This is a genomic window from Streptomyces sp. NPDC090445 (genome assembly GCF_044769385.1).
In the GTDB taxonomy this organism is placed as follows: Bacteria; Actinomycetota; Actinomycetes; order Streptomycetales; family Streptomycetaceae; genus Streptomyces.
Window position 1 is genome coordinate 280,929 of the sequence record NZ_JBIVXV010000007.1, and the last position, 23,463, is coordinate 304,391.

Here is a 23,463-nt window from a genome sequence, read left to right on the forward strand (position 1 = left end):
GGTCCCCCCTGGGACGGCGGTGTCGTCAGCTCCGCGGGGAGCGGGCGGCGCGGGGCTGCGGGGCGGCGGGTTCGGCGGCCTGGGGTGGGGCGGGTTCGGCTCTCCGGCCGGCCGTGAGGGAGAGCCGGACGAGCCGGGATTCGCTGTGGTCGAGCCAGCGGGCCTCGGCCTCGGTCTGGAAGATCAGCTGTTCCAGCACCAGGAGCCAGGCCACGTCGTCGCGTTCGCGGGAGTCCCCCTTCTCGACGGCGGCGAGCGCCTGCACCTTGAGCCGGGTGTAGTCCTGCATCGCCTTGATCGTGGCGTGCCGCTGGGCCTGGATGACGGCGCGGATGTCCACGTCGGGCGAGCCCACGGCCATGGCGAGCTTGATGGACAGCTCGTCGCGGGGAGGGTTGGCGCGGTCGACGGGCCGTGCGTACCACTCGCGCAGTTCGGCGCGGCCGGTGTCGGTGATGGCGTAGAGGGTGTGGCCGGCGGCGTCCTCGCCGCCGGGGGCGACGAGGCCGTCGCGTTCCAGGCGGGCGAGGGTGGTGTACACCTGCCCGACGTTGAGCGGCCAGGTGGAGCCGGTGCGGGATTCGAACTCGGTGCGCAGCTGGGAGCCGTACCGGGGTCCTTGTTCCAGCAGGGCGAGAAGGCCGTGGCGGATCGACATACCGAGTATGTATACCGGGTATGTCGGCTCGCGCAACTGTTCTCCGGCACGGTCCGCGCGGCGCCGCCTCCTGCGGGGCGAGCGGGTCCCGTGCGCCCCGGCGCAGGTCAGAGGCCCTTGCGCAGCCTTGCGCCGAGGTAGCCCAGGCCCAGCCCCATCAGGGCGAAGCCGGTGCCGAGCGGCAGCAGGTGCGCGGCCAGGTCGGCGGCGCGGTCGTTCGGCTCGGTGGCGAGCGCGGAGTACGGATCGGCGGGGGGCTGCTGTGCGCGGGGCGGGTCGGGCGCGGGCGGGGTGGCGGGTACGGGCCGGGGGTGCACCGGGGGGAAGGGACGGGAGGCGAGGACGGTCTCGGGGTTCGCCGGCTCGGCCGCGGGACGGCCCGGCCGCACCCGCCCGACCCCGGCGACGCTGCCGGCCAGCTTCCCGTACACCTTCTCGTCGGGGGCGTCGTCCGCCGGATCGGGGGCCCGGGGCGCCGACGCGGACGGCGCGGCGAGGAGGGAGGCGGAGGCGGCCGGTGCGGCGGGCGACAGCGCCGCGGCGAGCAGCACGGCCACCGCGGGCAGGTGCCGGTTCCGCGCGGCGGGCAGGTGCCGGGTCCGCGCGGCCGGCAGGCGCGGCGCCCGGAGGCTCGGGCGCGGCGCCCGGAGGCTTCGGTTCACGGGGAGCCCCTCCCATCCGTGGGGGTCCCCCCGGACGGTGTCTGGGGGAGGCCGAACTGTCCCGCTCAGATTCACATGGTGGGGCAAAGCGGGCATCCCGGGCGCCCCGTCGGGGTGCCCGGGATGTGGTGTCCCGTACATGGGGCCGAACGGCGGACGCCCATCCGGTCGGCCGGACCGGGCAGGTAGGCCGGACCGGCAGGTAGGCCGGACCGGCAGGTAGGCCGGACCGGCAGGTCAGCCGCCGATCGGCCCGGCCGGACCGGTACGCCCGCCCGGGATGTCGGCCCGGTACGCCCGCCCGGGATGTCGGCCCGAGACGTCGGCCCGGTGCGTCGGCCCGGAGGCCGGCTACTGCGGGTCGCCCGTGGAGACGATCAGCGTGAACTCGGTCTTGCCCTCCTTGTCGACCTTGGCACCCGGCTCGGGCAGCTGCGACAGCACCGTGTCCTCGCCGTAGACCGCCTCGTCCCGCTTCTCGATCTTGTACTGCCAGCCCGCCGCCTGGATGCACTCCTTCACCGAGCGGAGGTGCTTGAACCGGAAGTCCGGGGCCATCACCTTGCCGGCGTCGCTGTAGTGCTTGGTCGGCTCCTTGCACTGCTTCGGGTCGATCGTGCGGGTCGTGTCCGGGCCCTTGTGCCCGGCCTTGGCGGAGCCGGACGGGTCGGCCGCCTGGCCGCCCGTGGTCTGCTGGTTGGCCTGGGTGCCCTTGCCGCCCTTGTCGTCGCCGTTGTTGACGACCGCGTAGACGAGGCCGCCGATGGCGATGAGCGCCACCGCGATCGCGCCCACGACCACCGGCATGTTCTTCCTGCCGCCCGCGCCGCCGTCGGACGGGCCCTGCGGGGCGGCCGGCGAGGAGGCGAACGGCGGCGGGGTCTGCGGCGCGTACTGCTGCGCCACCGGCTGCTGCGGCGGGTAGGCGTAACCGCCCTGACCATGCGTCTGCGGCATCGGCGGCGGGGTCGGCGCGTACGGGGCCGGGGCCGGCGTCGGCGCGTACGGCTGCTGCGCCTGCTGGGCCGACGGGGCCTGGAAGCCGGAGTCCAGCGGCGGGAACACGGTCGAGCCGACGCCCGCCCCGCTGCCGCCGGCGGGGGCGCCCGGGACGATGGCCGGGGCGCCGGTCTGACCGGCCGCCAGGACCCGCGCGATCTCGTCCCCCATGGTGGCCGCGGTGGGGAAGCGCTCGTTCGGGTTCTTCTTCAGGGCCCGCGCCACCAGCGCGTCCATCGCCGGGGTCAGTGACCGGTTGATGGAGGACGGGGCGACCGGCTCCTCCTGGACGTGGGCGTACGCGATCGCGAGCGGCGAGTCGGCGTCGAACGGGAGCCGGCCCGTCAGCAGCTGGAACAGCATGATGCCGACCGAGTACAGGTCGGAGCGGGCGTCGACGCCGCGTCCCAGGGCCTGCTCGGGCGACAGGTACTGGGGGGTGCCGACGACCATGCCGGTCTGTGTCATCGACGTGACGCCGGACTGCATGGCGCGGGCGATGCCGAAGTCCATCACCTTGACCACGCCGCGCTTGGTCATCATCACGTTGCCGGGCTTGATGTCGCGGTGGACGAGGCCCATCTCGTGGCTGGTGTCCAGGGCGGCCAGCACGTCGGCCGTCACCTTCAGCGCCTTCTCGGCGGGCATCGCCCCGTACTGGCGGACGTCCGCGGCGAGCACCGAGCCGAGCGGCCGGCCCTCCACGTACTCCATGACGATGTAGGGCATGACCGCCGCGTCGCTCCGGCCGTCGGGGAAGGTGACCTCGCCCTCGCCGGTGTCGAAGACCGAGACGATGTTCGTGTGCGACAGTTTCGCAACAGCCTGGGCCTCACGGCGGAACCGCTCGCGGAACGAGGCTTCCCGGCCGAGGTCGCTGTGCAGTGTCTTGATGGCGACCTGCCGGTCGAGCGCACTGTCGTACGCCAGGTAGACGGACGCCATGCCGCCTGCACCGAGCAAATCCCTTAGCTGGTAACGGCCACCGGCCAGAGAGCCGCCCGCGTACTCGGCCTGATTGCCGTCCTGGCTCATGACTGTTGCTTCCCCTCGGGGTGTGTCCCTACGCGTCTGGCTGAGCGCATGTCGGGCCCAGTCTGCCGGAGGGCAAGCACACGTCAAGCCAGGTGCGCGTTCCGTGACGACAAGGCCACCACGAGCCATTGTCCGAACGGCGACCTGTTCCGAGGCTGTAGCGTTCACCGGAGCACACGAAATGGACCTACCGCTCAGCGGCGGCCGAGAGAGACGACGGCGAGGACTCATGGCACCCGAACCCGAGGACAGCGGCGCCGGGATGGCAGACGATCCTGAGCATTGGGGCGCCGGCGGCCTGGTCGGCGACGGCCGCTACCGGCTGACCCACCGCCTGGGCCGCGGCGGCATGGCCGAGGTGTTCGCCGCCGAGGACGTCCGGCTGGGCCGGACCGTCGCCGTGAAGCTGCTGCGCCCCGACCTCGCCGAGGACCCCGTCTCCAAGGCCCGCTTCACGCGTGAGGCGCAGTCGGTCGCCGGGCTGAACCACCACGCCGTCGTCGCCGTGTACGACTCGGGTGAGGACAAGGTCGGCCCGAGCACGGTCCCGTACATCGTCATGGAGCTGGTCGAGGGCCGCACCATCCGCGACCTCCTCATCAGTGCGGAGGCTCCGGGGCCCGAGCAGGCCCTCATCATCGTCTCCGGCGTGCTGGAGGCGCTGGCCTACTCGCACCAGCACGGCATCGTGCACCGCGACATCAAGCCGGCGAACGTCATCATCACCGACACCGGTGCCGTGAAGGTGATGGACTTCGGCATCGCCCGCGCCCTGCACGGCGTCCAGTCGACGATGACCCAGACCGGCATGGTGATGGGCACCCCGCAGTACCTGTCGCCCGAACAGGCCCTCGGCAAGGCCGTGGACCACCGCTCCGACCTGTACGCCACCGGCTGCCTGCTGTACGAACTGCTCGCGCTGCGGCCCCCGTTCACCGGCGAGACCCCGCTGTCCGTGGTCTACCAGCACGTCCAGGACTCGCCGGTCCCGCCCTCGCAGCTGCCCGAGGGCGGGGACATCCCGCAGGAGCTCGACGGCATGGTCATGCGCGCCCTCGCCAAGGACCCGGACGACCGGTTCCAGAGCGCCGAGGAGATGCGCGGGCTCGTCCAGTACGCCCTGCAGATGCTCCAGGACCAGGGGCCCAACACCGGCACCTGGAACACCGGCCCGGTCACCATGGCCCTGCCGCACGGGCGGGGCGGTGCCGCGCCCACCGCCGCGATGCCCGTCGCCCAGGCCGGCGGCCCGCAGCAGTACGCCGCGCACGCGACGACCTCGCAGTTCCGGCAGCCGATGGTGCCGCCGCTGAACCCGGACGACGGCACGGCCTTCCCCGGCGGCGGGTACGACACCCACGGGCGCGCCCCGGCCAACGGCGGCCACGGCGGCCACGACCCCTACAACCAGTACGACGACCGCGGCCGCGGCCGCTGGAAGCTGTGGCTGTTCGCCGTCCTCGCGGTCATCGCGATCGCGGGCGGGGTGGCGTACGCGGTCAGCTCGGTCGGCAACAAGAACAAGGGCAGCGACAACAGCCCGGCGGTCGTCCAGAGTTCCTCCAGCGCCAAGCAGGACACCCCCTCGGTATCGCAGAACACGCCGTCGAACGACACGTCGAATTCCTCGCGGCCGTCGGACGACTTCACGCCGCCACCGTCCCGCCCGAAGAACACGCCGAGCAGCAGCCCCTCGCCGTCGCAGTCGATCACCAGCCCGTCTCCGTCGGTGACCAAGTCGACTCCGGCGTCGCCGACGAAGTCAGCGCCGTCGCCCGTGAAGAGCCCGTCCGGAGGGGCGGTGGAGCCGAATCCGCTGGAGGGATCGAACTGAACGCGCCGCGGAACCGGATTAAATAGATCCGGTTCCGCGGAATTCAATGCGGCTTGCGGGCTTGCGGGCTTGCCGACTCGTCGTCTTGCCCGCTTGGCTGTTTGTCCGCTTGTCCGCCCGTCAGGCGCGCCGCTGCACCTGCAGGCGGGCCACGTACGCGGCGGCCTGCGAGCGGCGCTCCATGCCCAGCTTGGACAGCAGGCTGGAGACGTAGTTCTTGATGGTCTTCTCGGCGAGGTGCAGCCGCTCGCCGATGGCCCGGTTGGTCAGGCCCTCGCCGATCAGGTCGAGGATCCTGCGCTCCTGCTCGGTCAGGCCGGCCAGCCGGTCGTCGCCGCGGCCGCCGCCGTCGCGCAGCCGCTCCAGCACCCGGGCCGTGGCCACCGGGTCCAGCAGCGACTTGCCCGCCGCCACGTCCCGTACGGCGCCGAGCAGCTCATTGCCGCGGATGGCCTTGAGCACGTAGCCCGAGGCGCCGGCCATGATCGCGTCGAAGAGGGCCTCGTCGTCGGCGAACGAGGTCAGCATCAGGCATTTGATCCCCTCGTCCTGCGAGCGGACCTCGCGGCAGACCTCCACCCCGCTGCCGTCCGGCAGGCGCACGTCGAGGACGGCCACATCGGGGCGCGCGGCGGGGATCCGAACCAGGGCATCCGCGGCCGTTCCGGCCTCTCCGACGATCTCGATGTCCTCTTCGACCGACAGGAGCTCGTGGACACCGCGCCGTACCACTTCGTGGTCGTCCAGGAGGAATACCTTGATTTTTCCGTCTTCGCGCACGAACTCAGTTTCACACACTCACCCCTTCCCTGAGGTCGTTACCCGGGATAACGTGCCGTTGTTCCGGCCCCTGCAAGGCTGTGACCAGTGCTTGTTCCCCGCTCGGCGGATTTACTTGGAAATCCAAGCAAAAACGCAGGTCAAGTGGGGTTTCGCAGTTATGCGCGGTACTGGGTAACGTGATTGCGCAGGACTGTCGCCGGGGCACCTGTCACGCCTGAATCCCGTACACGGCCGCACCCACCCCGTGCGCCGGTACAGATCCAGGTGAGCCGCACTGGACCCCGGAGAACCCGGGAGCCGGAACGACGGAGGAGCAACACGTGACCGTGGAGAGCACTGCCGCGCGCAAGCCGCGACGCAGCAGCGGCACCAAGCGGGCGGCAGGCGCTGCGAGCGCCTCCAAGACCCCCGCAGCGAAGGCTGTCGCCACCGCGCAGAGCACCGAGCCCCAGCTCGTACAGCTGCTGACGCCGGAAGGGGACCGGGTGGAGAACGCGGAGAACGCGGAATTCCTCCCCTACGTCTCCGACATCACCGCCGATGACCTGCGCGGCCTGTACCGCGACATGGTCATGACCCGCCGCTTCGACGGTGAGGCGACCGCCCTCCAGCGCCAGGGCGAGCTGGGCCTGTGGGCCTCGCTGCTCGGCCAGGAGGCCGCCCAGATCGGCTCCGGCCGTGCGCTGCGCGACGACGACTACGTGTTCCCGACGTACCGCGAGCACGGCGTGGCCTGGTGCCGCGACGTCGACCCCACCAACCTGCTGGGCATGTTCCGCGGCGTGAACCACGGCGGCTGGGACCCGAGCACCAACAACTTCCACCTCTACACGATCGTCATCGGCTCGCAGACGCTGCACGCGACCGGTTACGCAATGGGCGTGGCCAAGGACGGCGCCGACTCGGCGGTCATCGCCTACTTCGGCGACGGCGCGTCCAGCCAGGGCGACGTGAACGAGGCGTTCACCTTCTCGGCCGTGTACAACGCGCCCGTGGTGTTCTTCTGCCAGAACAACCAGTGGGCGATCTCCGAGCCCACCGAGCGCCAGATGCGCGTGCCGCTGTACCAGCGCGCCGCGGGCTTCGGCTTCCCCGGCGTCCGGGTCGACGGCAACGACGTCCTGGCCTGCCTGGCCGTGACCCGCTGGGCCCTGGAGCGGGCCCGGCAGGGCGAGGGCCCGACGCTCGTCGAGGCCTTCACGTACCGCATGGGAGCCCACACCACCTCCGACGACCCGACCCGCTACCGGCGGGACGAGGAGCGGGCCGCCTGGGAGGCGAAGGACCCGATCCTGCGCCTGAAGGCCCACCTGCTGGCGACCGGCGATGCCGACGAGGCCTTCTTCGAGTCGCTGGAGACGGAGAGCGAGGCCCTCGGCAAGCGGGTCCGCGAGGCCGTGCGCACCATGCCCGACCCGGACACGATGGCGATCTTCGAGAACATCTATGCCGACGGGCACGCGCTGGTGGACGAGGAGCGCGCCCAGTTCGCCGCCTACCTCGCCTCGTTCGAGGAGGGCAACTGATCATGGCTGTCGAGAAGATGTCGATCGCGAAGGCGCTCAACGAGTCGCTGCGCAAGGCCCTGGAGACGGACCCCAAGGTCCTGATCATGGGCGAGGACGTCGGCAAGCTGGGCGGTGTCTTCCGGATCACCGACGGCCTGCAGAAGGACTTCGGCGAGGACCGGGTCATCGACACCCCGCTCGCCGAGTCCGGCATCGTCGGCACGGCCGTCGGCCTGGCCCTGCGCGGCTACCGGCCGGTCGTGGAGATCCAGTTCGACGGGTTCGTCTTCCCCGCGTACGACCAGATCGTCACGCAGCTCGCGAAGATGCACGCCCGCGCCCTGGGCAAGGTCAAGATGCCGGTCGTCGTGCGCATCCCGTACGGCGGCGCGATCGGCGCGGTCGAGCACCACTCGGAGTCCCCGGAGGCCCTCTTCGCGCACGTCGCGGGCCTGAAGGTGGTCTCGCCGTCGACCGCGAGCGACGCCTACTGGATGCTCCAGCAGGCGATCCTCAGCGACGACCCGGTGATCTTCTTCGAGCCGAAGCGGCGCTACTGGGACAAGGGCGAGGTCGACACCGACGCCATCCCGACCGGGCTGCACACCTCGCGGGTCGTGCGCGAGGGCTCGGACCTCACACTGGCCGCGTACGGCCCCATGGTGAAGGTCTGCCTGGAGGCGGCCGCCGCGGCGGCCGAGGAGGGCAAGTCGGTGGAGGTCGTCGACCTGCGCTCGATGTCCCCCGTCGACTTCGACGGCATCCAGGCCTCCGTCGAGAAGACCCGCAGGCTCGTGGTCGTCCACGAGGCCCCGGTGTTCCTGGGCGTGGGCTCCGAGATCGCCGCTCGCATCACGGAGCGGTGCTTCTACCACCTGGAGGCGCCGGTGCTGCGCGTGGGCGGTTACCACGCGCCGTATCCGCCGGCCCGCCTGGAAGAGGAATACCTGCCGGGTCTGGACAGGGTGCTCGACGCCGTCGACCGCTCGCTGGCGTACTGAGGAGAGCCCCCGTGACCATCCGCGAATTCAAGATGCCCGATGTGGGCGAGGGCCTCACCGAGGCCGAGATCCTCAAGTGGTACGTCCAGCCGGGTGACACCGTCACCGACGGGCAGGTCGTCTGCGAGGTCGAGACCGCGAAGGCGGCCGTGGAGCTGCCGATCCCCTTCGACGGCACCGTGCACGCGCTGCTGTTCGAGGAGGGCACCACGGTCGACGTCGGCCAGGTGATCATCTCCGTGCAGACCGGCGACGCGTCCGCGGCCCCCGCCGAGGCCCCGGCCGCCGCTGCCGCCACGGCTCCGGCCGCCCCCGCCGAGGCCCCGGACGAGGAGGTCGCGCCCGAGGGCCGCCAGCCCGTGCTGGTCGGCTACGGCGTCGCCCAGTCCTCGACGAAGCGCCGCCCGCGCAAGGCCGTCCCGGCCGCCGCTGCCGCGGCTCCGGCGGCCGCTGCCGCGCCGGCTCCGGTGGCCGTCCCGGCGCCCGCCCCGGCCCCGGCCCCCGTCCTCAACGGCAGCGGGCACGCGCCCGCCGCCGGCGAGCGGCCGCTGGCGAAGCCGCCGGTGCGCAAGCTCGCCAAGGACCTCGGCATCGACCTGGCCGCCGTGGTCCCCACCGGCGACGGCGGGATCGTGACCCGCGAGGACGTGCACGCCGCCGCCGCGGCCGCGCTCGCCCCGCAGGCCGCCGCCCCGGCCGCGGTCCCCGCTCCGGCCGAGGCGGTCGCCCCGGCGGCCGCCGCCGCGCCGGCCGTGCCGGGCGCCCGGGAGACCCGTATCCCGGTCAAGGGCGTCCGCAAGGTCACCGCCCAGGCCATGGTCGGCTCGGCGTTCACCGCGCCGCACGTCACCGAGTTCATCACCTTCGACATCACGAAGACGATGAAGCTGGTCCAGGAGCTCAAGGCCGACCCCGACCTGGCCGGGCTGCGGATCAACCCGCTGCTGCTCATCGCCAAGGCGGTCCTGGTGGCCGTCGGCCGCAACCCGGACGTCAACGCGTCCTGGGACGAGGCGGCCCAGGAGATCGTGCTCAAGCACTACGTCAACCTGGGCATCGCGGCGGCCACCCCCCGCGGCCTGATCGTCCCGAACATCAAGGACGCCCACGCCAAGACGCTGCCGGAGCTCTCCCGGGCCCTGTCCGAGCTGGTCGCCACGGCCCGCGACGGCAAGACCTCCCCGGCCGACATGCAGGGCGGCACCCTCACCATCACCAACGTCGGCGTCTTCGGCGTCGACACCGGTACGCCGATCCTGAACCCCGGCGAGTCCGCGATCCTCGCGGTCGGCGCGATCAAGCTCCAGCCGTGGGTCCACAAGGGCAAGGTGAAGCCGCGCCACGTCACGACCCTGGCGCTGTCCTTCGACCACCGCCTGATCGACGGCGAGCTCGGCTCCAAGTTCCTGGCCGACATCGCCGCCGTACTGGAGAACCCGCGCCGCCTGATCACCTGGCAGTAGCAGGCAGCTCCACCGCTCCACCCGCTCCACCGCCTGATGGCCGGTCCCCTGTCGAGGGGGCCGGCCATCGGCCGTCGGCGCGGTGGGCGGCGACGCCCACCGAAATCCCTGGCCACGGCCGCCGCCCCGTGTGATCATCCACGGATGATCTTCCGTGCTGCCACCGCAGACCCCGCCGACCTCGACCGTGCCGCGGACCACCCCGCCGACGGCCCCGTCCCCGCCCTCCCCGCCGGGAAGGTCCGCGAGGAGTTCGCCGCCCACCGCTTCCGCCCCGAGTGGACCTGGTTCGCCGAGGACGCGGACGGCGAGGTCCTGGCCCGCGCCCTGTGGTGGGGCCGCGCCGACAGCGAGCGGCCCATCGCCCTGGACTGCCTCCAGGTCCGGTCCTCGGTCGCCGACCCGGCCGCCCTCGCCGCCGGGCTGCTGGCCGCCGGGCACGAGGCCTTCGGCGCCCTCCCGCTCTGGAACCTCTCCCTGCCCGCGGACTGGCGGAGCCGTCCGGACCTGGCCGGGGCGGTCGCCTGGCGCCGGGAGGCCGCGCACCGGGCGGGCCTGACCCGTGAGATCGAGCGGCTGCGCTTCGAGTGGACCCCGTTCTCCGGGACCGCCGCGCCGACCGGGCGGCTGGCCTTCCGGGAGGGCACCGACGAGGAGTTCCTCGACGCCTTCGTCCGGATTTCCGCCGGCAGCCTCGACCTGGCCACGCAGAGCGAGCTGCGTGCGAAGACCCCCGAGCAGCTGGCCCGCGAGGACATGGAGTTCTACCTGGACTGCCCGGGCGAGCGCTCCTGGTGGCGCCTCGCCGAGCTGCCGGACGGCACCCTCGCCGGCCTGGCCGTCCCGTCGGCGACCCCGTACCACCGCAACGTCGGCTACCTGGGCGTCGTGCCCGAGCAGCGCGGGCAGGGCCTGATCGACGAGGTCCTCGCCGAGATCACCCGCTTCCACGCCGCCGCGGGCGCCGACCGCATCACGGCGACGACGGACACCGTCAACGCCCCGATGGCCGCCGCCTTCGCCCGCGCAGGCTACGAGGTCTCCGAGATCCGCCTGGTCCTGGAGGCCCCCGAGCGTGCCTGACCCGGGCGGGGCCGCCGAGGCCCGGCCCGCCCGGGCCGCCTCCGGCCCGCCCGGCGGCCCCGCCGACTGCGGGCCGGTGGCCGGAAGGGCGGCTCGAGCGGCGGGCGGAGGGCGAGGGAAGGTACCCTTCCGGGCCTGAAGGGGGGCGTGTCGGGTGTCCATCGCCGAGTTCCAGGTCTACTCCGTCGAGGAGGCCGATGCCGCGGGCGGGCTGTGTGCCGTCCGGTGCATCGGGGGCGTCGCCCGGACCGGCCAGGTGTACGCCGCCGGGGACGCGCGCCTCGGGCTGCGGGACATCGAGCGGCGCGGGCACCGGGTGACCTCCCTCCGCGCGGGCCAGGCGGCACGGGTCCGCCTCACCGGCGCCATGACCGCGCTGCTCACCCGCGGGCAGGTGCTGACCGCGGTGCCGCCCGGCGGCCACGCCCTGGCCGACCTGGAGGCCTGGCTGGCCACCGACCCGCCGCTGGCCGACGAGCCGCACCCGCTGACCCTGCGCTCGCACGGCGTGTCCGGGATGCAGGACGACGCCCTGCCCGACGGGATGCGGCTGCGCTGGGGCCGGGTGGCGCTGGCCGCGGTGGACCGCACCGCCGCGTGGGCGGAGCGGCATCCGCTGGACCACGCGATCGACCGGGCCGGCGTACGGGCGTACCTCATCCGGCAGTTCGGCCCCGGCCACGGCCTCGGCGGCGACCCCGACGGGCTGTGCCGCGAGGTGCTGGACCTGATCGACCTGACCCCGGCTCAGGCGGCCGCGGAGGGCCTGGCCTGGCGGGACCTGCCCCGCCGCCGCATCCGCCACCTGCGCCGCATCAAGCTCCTGTTGAACAGCATGGCCGCGGTCCGGCCCCACCTGGACGGTGCCCCGGACACCGCCCGGGCCGTGGACGCCTGGGCGGGGGTCCGGGCGGTGCTGCCCTGAACTGCCGTCAGAGTGCATCTCCGGTGTGGCGTTGGGCTGCGTGCGGCATCATGGCCGTGGTCTGCGAACGGGGACGGGGGAGCGGGTGTCGCTGCACGACGGGTCGGAGGCCGGCGGCCACACGGTGATCGCCGGGCGCTACCGGCTGCAGGAGAGGCTCGGCCGGGGCGGCATGGGCGTCGTGTGGCGGGCCGCCGACGAGCTGCTGGGGCGTTCGGTCGCGGTCAAGGCGCTGTCCCTCGACACGGGGGCCGATCCGGCGGGCGCGCTGCGCGAGGCGCGGGCCGTGGCGCAGATCCGGCATCCCCACGTGATCGTGGTCCACGACGTGGTCGAGCACGAGGGGCAGCCCGTCATCGTGATGGAGCTGGTCGACGGCGGGTCGCTCGCCGACCGGCTGGCCGCCCCCGACGGGACGTTCTCCCCGCGGGAGGCCGCCGGTGTGGGGCTCGACCTGCTCGGCGCCCTGTCCGCCGGCCACGCCCACGGCGTGCTGCACCGGGACGTGAAGCCGGCGAACGTCCTGCTGGAGGCCGGTACGGGCCGCGTGGTGCTCACCGACTTCGGCATCGCGAGCCTCCCCGGGACGACGACGATCAGCGGGACCGGGATGTTCGCGGGCACGCCCGAGTACTCGGCACCGGAGCGGATGCAGGGCGCCGCCGGCGGCCCGGCGTCGGACCTGTGGTCGCTGGGCGCGCTGCTGTGCGCGGCGGTCGCGGGCGAGTCGCCGTTCCGCCGGGATTCGCTCGGTGCCGTCCTGCACGCCGTCGTGTACGAGGAGATCCGGCCGACGGCCCGGCTCGGGCCGCTCCTGCCGGTGGTCCGCGGCCTGCTGGAGCGGGACCCGGAGCGGCGGATGGGGGCCGCGGAGGCGCGGCGGCTGCTGGCCGCGTGCGCGGCGGGCGACCGCAGCCCGGCGGAGGAGGAGACGGCTTCCGGCGCGGCTTCCGGCGCGGGGGCCGTATACACGCCCACCGAGCAGGTGGACCGGGCGCCGGACCCCGTGGACGACGGGGCCGGGCGCGAGAACCGCATCGACCGGGACCGGCCCGCGGGCCGGGAAGGCCGGCCGCGGCCCCGGCTGCGGGGTGCGCGGGCGGCGCTGGTCGTGGCCGGGGCCGTCGCGGCCTGCGCGGGCGCGGTGACGGCGGTGACGCTGCTCGACGGCCGGACGGCGAAGGGCCCGGGCGGCTCGGCGGCCTCGGCACCGCCCGTCCCCGCCCCGCCGGGGTCCGCGGCCCCGTCGACCGCATCGCCCGCGCCGTCCACCTCGTCCCCCTCGCCCACGGACCCGGTGCCGTCGCCGGGCGGGTCGGTGTCCGTGCCGGTGCCTTCGCCGGCGTCCCCGACGCCGCCGCAGTCCGGGGGCGTGCCGGCCGGGTACACGAAGGTCCAGGACCTGCGCGGGTTCAGCCTGAACGTGCCCCGGGGGACGGTCCGCTCCACGGACGGCGAGCGGACCTTCTACATCACGGCCGACGGGGCCGTCCGGGTCGGCATCAAGTTCGGGACGCTGCCGCCCGGCGGGGCGATGGGGTCGATGCTGGCCGCCGACGAGCGGGGCCCGGTGAACAACAAGGGGTACCGCGACAACCGGGTCACGGCCACCACCCACCGCGGACTGCCCGCCGCGTTCTGGGAGTTCACCTGGGACGGCTTCTCCGCCGCCGAGGGCGCCCGGCACACGTACGACCTCGCCTGGGAGCAGAACGGGACGCTGTACGACGTGTGGGTGTCCGCCCCGGTCGGCCGGTCCAAGGAGGCCCACGGCATCTTCAGCACGGCGGTGGACTCCTTCGCCGTCTCCGGCCACTGACGGGCGCCACGCCCCGGGCCGCGATTTACCACCATCGGTTTCCGGCGTCAAGCCACGTATTCATGTGACATGACCCTCTCCTCCTCGTCGGGTTTATTTGAAGCAGGTCCTCACCGGGGAATCCCGGAGAAGAGCACGAGGCCTCAAAGCATCCCGACTTGCCGCGGGTGATATCAGGAATCCCCGCGGCGCCGAATGGAGAAGACCGATGATGAACATGTCCCGCAAGATCATGCTGGCTGCCGCTTCCATGGCAATGGCCGGAGGAATCGCACTCCCGGCCACGGCGATGGCCGCACCGGCGCCGCAGATGGTGGTCACCGAGCACACGCCGAACACGCCGAACACTCCGAATACCCCGAACACCCCGGGCGGCGGCGGCAATACCCCGAACACGCCCAACACGCCCAACACCCCGAACACCCCGAACTCCCCGGGTAAGGGCAAGAGCACGCCCAACACCCCGAACACGCCCAACACCCCGAACACCCCGAACTCCCCGGGCAAGGGCAAGAACACGCCCAACACCCCGAACACGCCCAACACTCCCAACACCCCGAACTCCCCGGGCAAGGGCAAGAACACGCCCAACACCCCGAACACCCCCAACACTCCCAACACCCCGAACAGTCCGGGTGGGGGCGGTAACACGCCGAACACTCCGAACACGCCCAACACTCCGAATACTCCGAACTCCCCGGGCGGTGGCGGTAACACGCCGAACACGCCGAATACCCCCAACACTCCCAACAGCCCGAACACCCCGGCTGACGGCGGTAACACCCCGAACACGCCGAACACCCCCAACACTCCCAACAGCCCGAACACCCCGGCTGACGGCGGTAACACCCCGAACACGCCGAACACCCCCAACACTCCCAACACCCCGAACACCCCGGCCGACGGTGGCAACACCCCGAACACGCCGAACACCCCCAACACCCCGAACACCCCCAACTGAGGTGATGCACGCACTGGACACATACATGGCGGCGCCGCGCAGTGAATTCACTGCGCGGCGCCGCTGTGTGATGTGAAGGGCCAATCAGCCCCTCGGTCTTCGATACCCCTAAAGCGCGCCGCCCGGCGTATTCGGGGTATTCGGGGTATTCGGCGTGTTGGGCGTGTTGGGTGTGTTCGGAGTGTTGCCGCCGCCCGGGGTGTTCGGCGTATTGGGGGTATTCGGCGTGTTCGGAGTGTTCGGCGTATGGGGTGTGCCGTTGCCCGGGGTGTTCGGCGTGTTCGGAGTGTTCGGGGTATTCGGGGTGTTGGGCGTGTTGGGGGTTCCCGGAGCGTCGGCCGCGTACGGCGTGTAGGGCGCGTACGCGGAGTACGGCACGTAGGGTGCGTACGGCGCGTACGGTGCGTACGGTGCGTACTGCGTATGCAGAACGGAATTGCTCGGGAGCTTCGGGAGCTTCGGGAGTTCCGGGAGCTGCGGGAGCTGCGGAAATTGCGGGAGCCGGGGCAGTTGCGGGAGCTGGGCAGCCTTCGGGGCGGGCGGTGCGACGTGCGAAGCGCGGCCACTCGCATCAGCGGCGTGAGCACTTCCCGCGCCAACGGCGGCCAGGCTCGCCACCGCCACAGTGGCGATCACGGCCTGCTGGAGCTTGTGCATGAATACTTACCCTCCGTGCCTTGCTTTTTGTGCACGCTCGACTACCTGGTGCAAGTAGACGGTCGCCAAAAGTACACACGGAAGGGAGCCGACGCCTGCCCGAAAGGGCGCGTCGTCTCCTGCGTCACCCATTCGTCCTCCGACCCGATATCCCCTGAGAGCAGGCACGACATGCGATGGACCGTTCACGGCGAGCGCACGCTCTACGACACCCCCTGGGTGCGGCTGCGTTCGCTGGACGTGGAGCAGCCGGACGGCGCCCGCACCGACTACCACGTCGTGCGGCTGCGGGACCTCGCCGTCGCGGCGGCCGTCGACGAGGAGCAGCGCGTGCTGATGATGTGGCGCCACCGCTTCGTCACGGACACCTGGGCCTGGGAGCTGCCCATGGGTCTGGTCGAGGACGGTGAAAGCCCTGGGGTTGCCGCAGCCCGGGAGCTGGAGGAGGAGACGGGGTGGCGTCCGGAGGCCGTGAGCGAGCTGATCCACGCACAGCCGGCGGCCGGGATCACCGACAGCCGGCACTTCGTGTTCCGCGCGGACGGGGTTCGGCGCATCGGCGAGCCCACCGAGCACAACGAGTCGGACCGGCTGGAATGGATCCCGCTGACCGACGTCCCCGGCATGATCGCCCGACGGGAGATCGTCAGCAGCGCGACACTGGTGGGCCTGATGGCCCTGCTGCTGGACCTCAAGGCCTGAGCCGGCCGACGGCGTCGGTCGGCCGGCCAACGCTTCCGGGCGGAGCCCTAGCCGGCCTTGGCGGCGTTGCCGAGGATCTTGGTCGGGGTGATGCGGACGACCACGCGGACGTCCTCCGCCGGGGCCTCCCGGTACTCCTTGCCGCCGCCCGGGCCGAGGTACTCCTCCGCGATGCGGACCGCGACCGCGCGGCCGGTGTCCTCGGTGACGGTGGCGGTGCCGCGGATCTCCGCGTAGAGGTAGGGGTTGGCCAGGTCGAACACGGTCAGGCCGACCCGCGGGTCGCGGAGGATGTTCCGTTCCTTGCGCCGCCCCTGCTCGGTGGAGACCAGCAGTTCGCCGCCGTCGCGGGAGACCCACACCACCGAACTCTGCGGGCTGCCGTCGGGGTTGAGGGTGGACAGGACCGCCGGGTGCGGGGCGTCGAGCAGGCTGCGTACGGCGTCGTTCAGCACAATCGTCATGCCCGCGAGGCTAGTTGGGCCCCGGCTCGCCCGTACAGCAACTTCCCCCGACTCCCGGTGGTCGGGCGGCGGGCCCGGCTACGCCCCGGCGCCGCTTCCCATGAGGTCGGCCAGGGCGGAGAAGCTGTCCGCGGCGTGGCCGGCGTCCATGCCGCGGCGGACCAGGGCGGCGACCGCAGCCGGCAGGGTGGTGTCGACGCCCGCGGCGGCGCTGGTGTGCAGGACGTGCTCGACGCTGGCCATCGCCATCGCCAGCCGGTCCACGTCGCCGTCGTGGCGGCCTGCGTCGATGCGTTCGGCGTAGAAGGCGAAGAAGCCGGGGAGCGAGTTCGCGGTGTCGGCGGCGTGCTCCAGGATGCCGGCCGCGGTCAGGCCGTTGGCGCGGGCGAGGGCCACCGCCTGCCAGTAGCCCAGCATGGACGTCCAGAACATGGTCATGCCGATCTGGTAGAAGAGCGCGGCCGTACCCGGGTCCTCGCCCCGGTGGTCGGTCCGGCCGGTCACGGCTTCGAGCAGTGGCCGGTGGGCGTCGAACACCTCCCGGGGGCCGCTGTAGAAGGTGGACGACTCGGGCCGTCCGATCCCGGAAGGCGGCACGGTGACGCCTCCGGTGAGCTGGACGGCCCCCCGCTCGGCCGCCCAGCGGGCGGCGGCGCGTGCCTGCTCGGGGGTGTCGGAGCTGAGGTTGACCAGGACCCGCCCGGCGAGCGCGGCGGCGGCCGGTTCGAGTACCTCGTACATCGCCGCGTAGTCGGTGAGGCTGAGGACCGCCACCTCGTTCGCGGCCAGCGCTTCCGCGACGTCCGGCGCGAACCGGGCGCCGCGGGCCACGAGGTCGTCGGCGCGCGAGGCGGTCCGGTTCCACAGGGTGACCTCGTAGCCGCGGTCGAGGAAGGCCGCGGCCATGGCCCGGCCCATCGGGCCGAGTCCGATGACGGTGACCGACGGCGACGGCGACGGCGACGGCGGCTGCGACTGCGACTGCGGCTGTCCGGTGCTGCTGCTGTGCATGAGAATCCCACCCCTCACTAGAACGAGCGCTCTATCCAGAACGTGGACGGAAACGTAGCACAGCTCTGGAACGAGCGCTCTACTCAATCGGCCGGTACGGTGGCCCCATGCAGAACACCACCCGGGAGCGGATCGTCGTCGCCGCATCGCGCCTGCTGCAGCGGCAGGGCTACGTCGGCACGGGCATCAAGCAGATCGCCAAGGAGGCGGATGCCACCCTCGGCTCCGTCTACCACTTCTTCCCCGGCGGCAAGGAAGCCGTCGCCGTCGCCGCGATCGAGCACGGCAGCCGGGAGTTCGCCGCGCTCCTGCGCGAGGCGCTGGACGGCACCGAGGACCCGGCGGACGCGGTGACCGCCTGCACCGCGCGCCTCGCCGCCGAACTCCGCGCCTCCGGCTGGACCGACGGCTGCCCCGTCACGGCTGCCGCCCTGGAGACCCTCGGCACCGACTCCGGGATCCAGCAGGCGTGCGCCGAGGCGCTGCGCGGCTGGGAGCAGCTGGTTTTCGACAAACTCCTGTCCGCCGGCTTCGGTTCGCCGGACGCCCGGGAGGTGGCGACCACCGTCATCAGCACCCTGGAGGGCGCCGAGGTCACGGCCCAGGTCAACCGCAGCGAGGAGCCCCTGCACGCGGCCGGCCGCCAACTGGCCCGCCTGGTGCGCTCGTACGCGGCGCAGGAGGCCGGCCCGGTCCGCGCCTAGACGAGCAGGGTGCGGGGGCGGGTGCGGGGGCGGGTGCGGGTGCCCGTCGCCCGGCGTCAGGTACGGCGGGCGGGGCCGCGCCGTCCCCGGTAGCGTGGGTAGTGGCACAACACCGTCGGCAGGCGTGGGCCGGGAGGCCCGGCTGCTGGTTGCGACTCCCCCTCCGTGCAAGGAGCGCAGCGCGATGTCCAGACCCGTACCCGTGGCAGTACCCCCACCGCCATCGCCGCCCCCACCCCCACCTCCGCCCCCGCCCACGGCGTCGGGCAGGACCGGGACGCGGGCCGTCCTTGCGTTCGCCGTCCCGGGCGCGGCCCTCGCGCTCGCGCTGAACCTCGGATTCCTCGGCGGGACGGCCGGAGCCGCCCCGCCGCAGCGCGAAGCCGGTGTCCGGGTCGCCGGCCCGGCCTTCACCGATGTGGAGGAACTCCGGGTGGGGGACTGCTTCACCACGGAGGACGATCTGACGAAGGACGGTGAGTCCGCCGGATCGGTGCGCATCGTGTCCTGCGACAAGGCCCACGAGGGCGAGGTGTACGCCGTGTTCAACCTGCCGGACGGTCCGTACCCGGGCAAGGAGAAGGTCGCCCGGATGGCCGAGGAGAAGTGCTCCGGCAAGGCGCTCGCCGGCTACGCGGGCGATACGGCGAAGCTGGCGGGCCGGACCGTCTTCTCCTACGACCCGTCGGACGCCACGTGGGCCCGGGGCGACCGCGAGGTCATCTGCTTCGTGGGCGTCACCACCGGTACGACCACCGGCTCGGTCCGCGCCTCCGGCTAGGGCTCTCGCACCAGGGCGCCTATCGAGTCGTGATCATCAGGTGGTCCTGGTGAGGACTTTGTGCACTGATGTCCGGGCGGGGACTCGTGGGACACGGCCCGGCACCCGGCTCAGGTTCCGGGGAGGATACGGCGCGTTTCGTAGGCCCACATCGCGATCTCGACCCGGTTGCGGGCGCCGAGTTTGGCCATCAGGCTGGCCAGATGCGTCTTCACCGTGCTGAGGCTGATGTGCAGTGCATCGGCGATCTCGGTGTTGGTCAGCCCGCGGGCGACGGCGAGGAGTATCTGCTCCTCGCGGGCGGTGACGGGGGAGACCGGCTGGGCCACGGGCCGGCCGGCGGGCAGGTCCGCGAATGCCTGGAGCAGACGGACGGTGACGCTGGGCGCGATGAGCGCCTCACCGTCGGACGCCGACCGTACGGCCTGCGCCAGAAGGTCCGGTCCCGTGTCCTTGAGGAGGAATCCGCGGGCGCCGGCACGCAGCGCGCCGTAGACGTACTCGTCGAGGTCGAACGTGGTGATGACGACCACGGCCAGCGGGTCGGCGACGCCCGGGCCGGCGACCAGCCGGGTGGCCTCGAGCCCGTCGAGTACGGGCATGCGGATGTCGAACAGGCAGACGTCGGGGCGTAGTTCGCGGGCCAGACGTACCGCTTCCCGCCCGTCGGCGGCCTCGCCGACCACCTCGATGCCGGGCTGGGCGTTCAGCATGATCCGCAACCCGGTGCGGATGATCGTCTGGTCGTCAGCGACGAGGACGCGAATGGACACGGCTCTCGCTCCTCGCTCTCGGCAGTTCGGCTTCGACATGCCAGCCCCGGTCGGTACCCGGGCCGGCTCGTAGTGTGCCGCCGAGCAGCGTCGCGCGCTCGCGCAGTCCGGTAAGTCCGTATCCGTCGCGACCCCGGCCGGTGCGCCGGCCGTCGTCGCGCACGCTCACCCGTACCGCGTGCCGTTCCGCGGCGACCCGGACGACGAGCTCGGTCGCGTCGACCGCATGGCGCAGCGCGTTGGTCACCGACTCCTGCACGATCCGGTAGACGGCCGCGTCCACGGCCGGGGGCAGCGCGTCCAGTTCGCCGTCGAGCCCCAGATCGACCCTGAGGCGACCACCCGGGGTGCGCACCAGGCGCTCCAGATCCGCGACTCCGGCAGGGGGCGCCAGCTCGGCGCCGACCCCGCGGTCGCGCAGCGTGGCGACCATGGCGCGCATTTCCTCCAGCGTGCGCGCCCCTTCCTCCTCGACCTCCTCCAGCGCCTCGACGGCGGCGGACGGGTCGGTGCCCGCGAGCACCCGGCCCGCCTGGGCGATGATCACCATGGCCGACACGTGGTGGGCCACCGTGTCGTGCAGTTCCCGGGCGAGCTGCTCGCGCTCGCGGGAGCGCACCTGGTCCAACTGCCGCTCACGCGCGGTCACCCGGAACCGCACGGCAGCCCCGACCACGCCGGGCAGCAGCAGGAAGGCGAAGCCCACGACGTTCTCGCCGACCGGGGTCTCGTCCATGACGGAACACAGCGCGCCGACCGCGAGGATCACCGCGCCGCCCAGCACGATCTCGCGTCCCGATCCCCACCGGGGCAGCGCGTACACCAGCACGAGCACGACCGCGCCGGTGTACAGGCCGACGGGCTCGCGCGGCGCGGCGACGAGCGAGGCCACCGGAAGCAGGACCACCGAGCCGAACGCCAGCGTCACCATCGCCAGCGGGCGGGTCCGGCGCCACAGGGTCAGCAGGCACAGCCATACGGCGGACACCACCGCCACCGGCCGCCACACGACGTCCTCGCGCAGGACGGCCTCCAGCGCCACGCCGGCAAGGCCCGCGGCGAGCAGCGCCCAGTCCCGCCGCACCCGGGCGGGCGCGCCGGGCGGCCGGGGTTCGGTCCACAGGGTTCTCAGGTCGTCTCGGAGCACGGTTCTCAGCCTAGGGACCGCGGCGCGGCGCGCATCGGCCGAAAGGACGGGACGTCACTCCGCCCCGGGGCCGACGGATCCGCGGCCCGCGGGCCGATGCCGCGGAGCGCCGTGGCGGCGAACCTCGGCATCGGCGGCCGTACGACGACGGCCGACGACGTGGTTGGAGGACCCGATGCTCTCGAAAGCCCTGTTGCGCCTGGGCGCAAGCGCCGCCCGCCATCCCTGGCGGGTGATCGCGGCATGGCTGGTCATCGCCACGCTCGCCGTCCTCGCCGCCGTCGCCTTCGGGGGGCGGACCGCGGACTCGATGACCGCTCCGGGACTGGACTCCCAGCGGGCCGCGGAACTGATCGAGCGGGCAGGCACCGGCCAGGAGGGGATGACCGCCCAAGTGGTCGTCACCCCCCTCGACGGCGGTGCGACGTTCTTCGACGACGACGGCGCGCGCACCGCTCTCACGCGGCTGCGGGCCGAGGTGAAGCGTCTGCCGCACGTGCTCGGCACGAGCGACCCGGCGGGGGCGCTCGACGCGGGCGGGGACACCGCCGTGCGCGGCGGCCTCGTTTCGGCCGACGGGCGGATCGCGGTCGTCCGGGTGCAGTACCCCGACCAGAGCCGGCTGTCGGCCGAGGACCTCGACGCCCTCGTCGAACTCGGCGACCGGCTGCGCGCCGAGCTGCCGCTGCGCATCGAGATGGGCGGGAGCCTCTTCTACGCCTTCTCCGACCCCGACGGCGGCGTGAGCGAGCTGATCGGCCTCCTCGCCGCGGCCGCGATCCTGTTCCTGGCGTTCGGTTCGCTCGTCGCCGCCGCGCTGCCGATCGGCATGGCGGTCTTCGGGCTGACCGTCGGGGTCGCCACGATGACGGTACTGGCGGGGGTGACGGACGTCCCCGCCTTCGCACCGGTCCTGGGCAGCATGGTCGGGCTCGGAGTGGGCATCGACTACGCGCTGTTCGTGCTCGCCAGGCACCGGGAGTACCTCGCGTGCGGGCTCGATCCGCAGGCGGCGGCCGGACGAGCGGTGGCCACGGCGGGGCGGCCGGTGGTCTTCGCCGGCGGCATCGTCGTCGTGTCGATCCTCGGCCTGGCGGTCGCGAACGTGCCGTTCATGACGGTGGGCGGGGTTGCCGTCTCGATCGTCGTCCTGACGATGGTGCTCGCGTCGGTGACGCTGCTGCCGGCCTTCCTCGGCGCGGCGGGCCCGCGCCTGGCCCGGGCCGGCCGGATCGGCCGGATCGGCCGGGCTCTGCAGACCAGGAAGCCGGGCCGGCTCGCACGGCGGCGGGACCCGGCGGCAGGCGCCGCCCACGCCGCCGGGTGGCGTCGCTGGATCGGGCACGTCAGCCGGCACCCGGTGCCGTACGCGATCGGCGCGGCGGGGCTGCTGCTGACCGCGACGCTGCCCGTGCTCGGCCTGCGCGTCGGCCTGCCCGACGACGGCTCACTGCCCCACAGCCGTACCGAGCGCCGCGCCTACGACCTCGTCGCCGAGGGGTTCGGCCCGGGCACCAACGGTCCCCTCGTCATCGCCGCGGACCCCACCGGTGATCCGGGAGTGCTGGACCGACTCGTCGGGGCGGTCGCGGCGGATCCGGGCATCGCATCCGTCGCGCCGACGCACATCGATCGGGCCACCGGCATCGCGACCCTCGTGGTGTTCCCGACCACCAGCCCTCAGGACAAGGCCACGGCCGACACCATCGCCCGGCTGCGCACCGACGTGCTGCCCACGGCGATCGGGCACGGCCCGGCCAGGGCCCACGTCGGCGGCGCCGCCGCGAGCCTGTCCGATGTGGGCCAACGCACCAGCCAACGCCTGCCGGTGTTCGTCGCCGCCGTGCTGGCGATGTCGTTCCTGCTGCTGATGCTGGTCTTCCGCTCGATACTCGTACCGCTCAAGGCGGTACTGCTGAATCTGCTGAGCATCGGCGCGGCCTACGGCATCATGGTCGCGGTCTTCCAGTGGGGCTGGGGAGGCGCACTCATCGGGCTGGAAGCGACGGTTCCGATCGTGTCGTTCATCCCGATGTTCCTGTTCGCCATCCTGTTCGGCCTGTCGATGGACTACGAGGTGTTCCTCCTGTCCCACGTACGCGAGGAGTACCTGCGCACCGGCGACAACGGCACGGCGATCGTCGAGGGCATCTCGCGCACCGCCCGGATCATCACCTCGGCCGCCCTCATCATGGTGGCGGTCTTCCTGTCCTTCGCCGTCGCCGACGACCCCTCCGCCAAAATGTTCGGGCTCGGCCTGGCCGCCGCGATCTTCATCGACGCCACGGTCGTACGCATGGTGCTGGTACCGGCGACCATGACACTCCTCGGCCGGACCAACTGGTGGCTGCCGAAGTGGCTGGACCGGATGCTTCCCCGCGGCCCGGTCGGCACCGACGACACCGACGCGGAATCCACGGGTGAGGCCCCGCGTCCACGGCTGGCTGACCGTTGACTCAACTCCTGCCCGCCCTTGGCGTCCGGCACCTCAGC

Annotated in this window: 21 protein-coding genes; 11 read left to right on the forward strand and 10 right to left on the reverse strand. The window is 72.8% G+C overall.

What is annotated here, in order from left to right; genetic code table 11:
* Positions 1-25 precede the first annotated feature (25 nt).
* From ACIQUT_RS18165 to ACIQUT_RS18175, 3 genes are all read right to left on the reverse strand, one after another.
* A complete protein-coding gene (locus ACIQUT_RS18165) occupies positions 26-658 on the reverse strand; it encodes a PadR family transcriptional regulator (protein ID WP_403563894.1) in 633 nt (210 codons plus the stop codon).
* A gap of 107 nt (positions 659-765) precedes the next feature.
* Positions 766-1,320: a hypothetical protein gene (locus ACIQUT_RS18170; RefSeq protein ID WP_403563895.1), complete on the reverse strand. Its 555-nt coding sequence runs from the start codon at positions 1,318-1,320 to the stop codon at positions 766-768.
* Between the two features lie 351 nt (positions 1,321-1,671).
* Positions 1,672-3,354 (reverse strand): protein kinase, encoded by a 1,683-nt coding sequence (locus ACIQUT_RS18175; protein WP_403563896.1) that lies wholly within the window; start codon positions 3,352-3,354, stop codon positions 1,672-1,674.
* A gap of 229 nt (positions 3,355-3,583) precedes the next feature.
* Between ACIQUT_RS18175 and ACIQUT_RS18180 the strand changes: the two genes are divergently transcribed.
* On the forward strand, positions 3,584-5,188 hold the full coding sequence (locus tag ACIQUT_RS18180) for a protein kinase (RefSeq protein WP_403563897.1): 1,605 nt from the start codon (positions 3,584-3,586) through the stop codon (positions 5,186-5,188).
* Positions 5,189-5,308: 120 nt separating this feature from the next.
* Here ACIQUT_RS18180 and ACIQUT_RS18185 read toward each other — a convergent pair whose 3' ends face one another.
* Positions 5,309-5,968, reverse strand: a complete 660-nt coding sequence (locus ACIQUT_RS18185; RefSeq protein WP_403563898.1) for a response regulator — start codon at positions 5,966-5,968, stop codon at positions 5,309-5,311.
* A 323-nt stretch (positions 5,969-6,291) separates the two neighbouring features.
* Between ACIQUT_RS18185 and pdhA the strand changes: the two genes are divergently transcribed.
* The 6 genes from pdhA (at position 6,292) to ACIQUT_RS18215 (ending at position 13,770) form a co-directional block, all read left to right on the forward strand.
* Positions 6,292-7,497: a pyruvate dehydrogenase (acetyl-transferring) E1 component subunit alpha gene (gene pdhA / locus ACIQUT_RS18190; RefSeq protein WP_403563899.1), complete on the forward strand. Its 1,206-nt coding sequence runs from the start codon at positions 6,292-6,294 to the stop codon at positions 7,495-7,497.
* 2 nt (positions 7,498-7,499) lie between these two features.
* Positions 7,500-8,480: an alpha-ketoacid dehydrogenase subunit beta gene (locus ACIQUT_RS18195; protein ID WP_403563900.1), complete on the forward strand. Its 981-nt coding sequence runs from the start codon at positions 7,500-7,502 to the stop codon at positions 8,478-8,480.
* Between the two features lie 32 nt (positions 8,481-8,512).
* Positions 8,513-9,943 carry a dihydrolipoamide acetyltransferase family protein gene (locus tag ACIQUT_RS18200; protein WP_403563981.1) on the forward strand — a complete coding sequence of 477 codons (1,431 nt, stop codon included), beginning with the start codon at positions 8,513-8,515 and terminating at the stop codon, positions 9,941-9,943.
* Between the two features lie 144 nt (positions 9,944-10,087).
* On the forward strand, positions 10,088-11,026 hold the full coding sequence (locus tag ACIQUT_RS18205) for a GNAT family N-acetyltransferase (RefSeq protein ID WP_403563901.1): 939 nt from the start codon (positions 10,088-10,090) through the stop codon (positions 11,024-11,026).
* Between the two features lie 154 nt (positions 11,027-11,180).
* Complete coding sequence (locus tag ACIQUT_RS18210; protein ID WP_403563902.1) at positions 11,181-11,951, forward strand: hypothetical protein; 771 nt, start codon at positions 11,181-11,183, stop codon at positions 11,949-11,951.
* 172 nt (positions 11,952-12,123) lie between these two features.
* Positions 12,124-13,770 (forward strand): serine/threonine-protein kinase, encoded by a 1,647-nt coding sequence (locus tag ACIQUT_RS18215; RefSeq protein WP_403563982.1) that lies wholly within the window; start codon positions 12,124-12,126, stop codon positions 13,768-13,770.
* Between the two features lie 93 nt (positions 13,771-13,863).
* Here ACIQUT_RS18215 and ACIQUT_RS18220 read toward each other — a convergent pair whose 3' ends face one another.
* Together ACIQUT_RS18220 and ACIQUT_RS18225 are read right to left on the reverse strand one after the other, a co-directional pair.
* On the reverse strand, positions 13,864-14,703 hold the full coding sequence (locus ACIQUT_RS18220; protein WP_403563903.1) for a hypothetical protein: 840 nt from the start codon (positions 14,701-14,703) through the stop codon (positions 13,864-13,866).
* A 136-nt stretch (positions 14,704-14,839) separates the two neighbouring features.
* On the reverse strand, positions 14,840-15,388 hold the full coding sequence (locus ACIQUT_RS18225; RefSeq protein ID WP_403563904.1) for a hypothetical protein: 549 nt from the start codon (positions 15,386-15,388) through the stop codon (positions 14,840-14,842).
* Between the two features lie 171 nt (positions 15,389-15,559).
* On the opposite strand from ACIQUT_RS18225, the gene ACIQUT_RS18230 reads away from it, so the two are divergent.
* The gene (locus tag ACIQUT_RS18230) at positions 15,560-16,090 is read left to right on the forward strand and encodes an NUDIX hydrolase (protein ID WP_403563905.1); all 531 of its coding nucleotides are present in this window, start codon (positions 15,560-15,562) and stop codon (positions 16,088-16,090) included.
* A 47-nt stretch (positions 16,091-16,137) separates the two neighbouring features.
* Here ACIQUT_RS18230 and ACIQUT_RS18235 read toward each other — a convergent pair whose 3' ends face one another.
* Both ACIQUT_RS18235 and ACIQUT_RS18240 read right to left on the reverse strand, forming a co-directional pair.
* Positions 16,138-16,554 (reverse strand): PPOX class F420-dependent oxidoreductase, encoded by a 417-nt coding sequence (locus ACIQUT_RS18235; protein WP_403563906.1) that lies wholly within the window; start codon positions 16,552-16,554, stop codon positions 16,138-16,140.
* Positions 16,555-16,632: 78 nt separating this feature from the next.
* The gene (locus ACIQUT_RS18240; protein ID WP_403563907.1) at positions 16,633-17,565 is read right to left on the reverse strand and encodes an NAD(P)-dependent oxidoreductase; all 933 of its coding nucleotides are present in this window, start codon (positions 17,563-17,565) and stop codon (positions 16,633-16,635) included.
* Between the two features lie 107 nt (positions 17,566-17,672).
* Between ACIQUT_RS18240 and ACIQUT_RS18245 the strand changes: the two genes are divergently transcribed.
* Together ACIQUT_RS18245 and ACIQUT_RS18250 are read left to right on the forward strand one after the other, a co-directional pair.
* Positions 17,673-18,269, forward strand: a complete 597-nt coding sequence (locus tag ACIQUT_RS18245; protein ID WP_403563908.1) for a TetR/AcrR family transcriptional regulator — start codon at positions 17,673-17,675, stop codon at positions 18,267-18,269.
* Positions 18,270-18,453: 184 nt separating this feature from the next.
* On the forward strand, positions 18,454-19,050 hold the full coding sequence (locus ACIQUT_RS18250; protein WP_403563909.1) for a septum formation family protein: 597 nt from the start codon (positions 18,454-18,456) through the stop codon (positions 19,048-19,050).
* Between the two features lie 110 nt (positions 19,051-19,160).
* Here ACIQUT_RS18250 and ACIQUT_RS18255 read toward each other — a convergent pair whose 3' ends face one another.
* Both ACIQUT_RS18255 and ACIQUT_RS18260 read right to left on the reverse strand, forming a co-directional pair.
* A complete protein-coding gene (locus ACIQUT_RS18255; RefSeq protein WP_403563910.1) occupies positions 19,161-19,823 on the reverse strand; it encodes a response regulator in 663 nt (220 codons plus the stop codon).
* Positions 19,798-20,970, reverse strand: a complete 1,173-nt coding sequence (locus ACIQUT_RS18260) for a sensor histidine kinase (RefSeq protein WP_403563911.1) — start codon at positions 20,968-20,970, stop codon at positions 19,798-19,800. The genes ACIQUT_RS18255 and ACIQUT_RS18260 overlap by 26 nt, the downstream gene beginning before the upstream one ends.
* A gap of 175 nt (positions 20,971-21,145) precedes the next feature.
* Here ACIQUT_RS18260 and ACIQUT_RS18265 point away from each other — a divergent pair, with 175 nt between their 5' ends.
* Positions 21,146-23,425, forward strand: coding sequence for an MMPL family transporter (locus tag ACIQUT_RS18265; protein WP_403563912.1), 2,280 nt, complete (start codon positions 21,146-21,148; stop codon positions 23,423-23,425).
* Positions 23,426-23,463: the final 38 nt, after the last annotated feature.

Excerpts from the sequence above, each read along its gene's own strand:
- ACIQUT_RS18230 (WP_403563905.1), top strand. The coding sequence starts at position 15,560 with ATGCGATGGACCGTTCACGGCGAGCGCACGCTCTACGACACCCCCTGG.
- ACIQUT_RS18200 (WP_403563981.1), top strand. The coding sequence starts at position 8,513 with ATGCCCGATGTGGGCGAGGGCCTCACCGAGGCCGAGATCCTCAAGTGG.
- ACIQUT_RS18250 (WP_403563909.1), top strand. The coding sequence starts at position 18,454 with ATGTCCAGACCCGTACCCGTGGCAGTACCCCCACCGCCATCGCCGCCC.
- ACIQUT_RS18165 (WP_403563894.1), bottom strand. The coding sequence starts at position 658 with ATGTCGATCCGCCACGGCCTTCTCGCCCTGCTGGAACAAGGACCCCGG.
- ACIQUT_RS18245 (WP_403563908.1), top strand. The coding sequence starts at position 17,673 with ATGCAGAACACCACCCGGGAGCGGATCGTCGTCGCCGCATCGCGCCTG.
- ACIQUT_RS18195 (WP_403563900.1), top strand. The coding sequence starts at position 7,500 with ATGGCTGTCGAGAAGATGTCGATCGCGAAGGCGCTCAACGAGTCGCTG.
- ACIQUT_RS18180 (WP_403563897.1), top strand. The coding sequence starts at position 3,584 with ATGGCACCCGAACCCGAGGACAGCGGCGCCGGGATGGCAGACGATCCT.
- ACIQUT_RS18205 (WP_403563901.1), top strand. The coding sequence starts at position 10,088 with ATGATCTTCCGTGCTGCCACCGCAGACCCCGCCGACCTCGACCGTGCC.
- ACIQUT_RS18235 (WP_403563906.1), bottom strand. The coding sequence starts at position 16,554 with ATGACGATTGTGCTGAACGACGCCGTACGCAGCCTGCTCGACGCCCCG.
- ACIQUT_RS18175 (WP_403563896.1), bottom strand. The coding sequence starts at position 3,354 with ATGAGCCAGGACGGCAATCAGGCCGAGTACGCGGGCGGCTCTCTGGCC.
- ACIQUT_RS18240 (WP_403563907.1), bottom strand. The coding sequence starts at position 17,565 with ATGCACAGCAGCAGCACCGGACAGCCGCAGTCGCAGTCGCAGCCGCCG.
- ACIQUT_RS18215 (WP_403563982.1), top strand. The coding sequence starts at position 12,124 with ATGGGCGTCGTGTGGCGGGCCGCCGACGAGCTGCTGGGGCGTTCGGTC.
- ACIQUT_RS18225 (WP_403563904.1), bottom strand. The coding sequence starts at position 15,388 with ATGCACAAGCTCCAGCAGGCCGTGATCGCCACTGTGGCGGTGGCGAGC.
- ACIQUT_RS18265 (WP_403563912.1), top strand. The coding sequence starts at position 21,146 with ATGCTCTCGAAAGCCCTGTTGCGCCTGGGCGCAAGCGCCGCCCGCCAT.